The organism is Streptomyces sp. NPDC054841, from assembly GCF_053611045.1.
Genome location: NZ_JBSGZO010000918.1, coordinates 1 through 1,236, shown reverse-complemented (window position 1 = coordinate 1,236; position 1,236 = coordinate 1). Strand labels below are relative to the sequence as shown.

The window sequence follows — 1,236 nt, the reverse complement described above, 5'->3', positions numbered from 1 at the left end:
GGCGATAGCCCTGGCCGCAATGCCGACTGCCGTCTTCGTGGGCATGGGTCTGACCCCCAAGCTCGCGCTCGCGGACGACAAGGACATCCCCTTCGCGCCGGGTCCGTGCGTGACGCGTTCGGACGAGCCGTCCGCGTCCGCGTCGGAGACGCCGAAGCCTTCCGACAAGCCGTCGGACAAGCCGTCCGACAGCGCCGGGGAATCGTCCGAGAAGCCCTCTGAGGCGCCCTCGGCGAGCCCGTCCGGTGACGCCGGCGACGCGAAGGACGAGCCGAAGCCGGGAGCGTCCCCGTCGGCCTCCGAGTCGACCGGTACGCAGGCCGGCCAGTCCGCGCCGACCGCGCCGACCGCGACGCCGACGCCCACCGAGACCAGGAACCCGCTGGACCCGCTGGGTGTGGGTGACGCGATCAAGGACCTGTTCGACGGCCCCGACAAGGAGCCCACGGCCACGCCGACACCGAGCGACACGGCGACGCCGTCCAAGGAGGCTTCGGCCGCTCCGGAGGAACCGGCGAAGGATCCCGTCAAGGACGTGGCGGACACGGCCACGGACACGGCCTCGGACCCGGCCAAGGACGCCATCAAGGACGCGGCCGACAAGGCCGGCGCCGAGGTGGCGGAGCTCGACGACAAGGTCAAGGGCCTCGACCCGGTCAAGGACGAGGACATCCCCGAGGGCGCCGACGGCAAGCCCCGCTTCCCGTGCCCGACCGCCGACCCCGAGGCGCTGGCGAACGCGGAGCTGGAGCCGGGCATCCCGCTGCTGCCGGACGACCCCTGGCGGCTGGAGAGCAGCAAGCTCACGCTGAACGGGCTCAAGTACCACGGCATCGTCGAGGTCAAGACCGGCAGCGGCAAGATCAAGAAGGCCCTGAAGTTCACCGCGTCCTCGGTCGACATCAAGGACCTGCACCAGCTGGTGGTGGGCCCCAACGGCTCCACTTCACACGTCGAGGCGGACCCGGGCTCCACGTCCACCATCCGCAACGGCACGGTGACCATGTACACGGAGGAGCTGAAGGGCAACCTCTTCGGCCTCATCCCGGTCACGTTCAGCCCTGCGACCCCGCCCCCGCTGGACGTCCCCTTCGCGATGTTCACCAACGTGAAGATCAAGCAGGCAGGCCAGTTCGGCGGCACGCTGACCGTGCCGGGGCTGCACAACTACTTCACGGGCGCCTGACAGAGACTTCCGGGAGCCGCGGAAGGCTGTGGGCCGCACCCCTTGCGGGG

1 protein-coding gene is annotated in these 1,236 nt (G+C 70.5%); it reads left to right on the top strand.

The window, feature by feature from the left end; all coding sequences use genetic code 11:
- Nucleotides 1-1,186: hypothetical protein (locus tag ACWGI8_RS44430; protein ID WP_453669334.1), on the top strand; the 1,186-nt coding region annotated here is incomplete at its 5' end.
- Nucleotides 1,187-1,236: the final 50 nt, after the last annotated feature.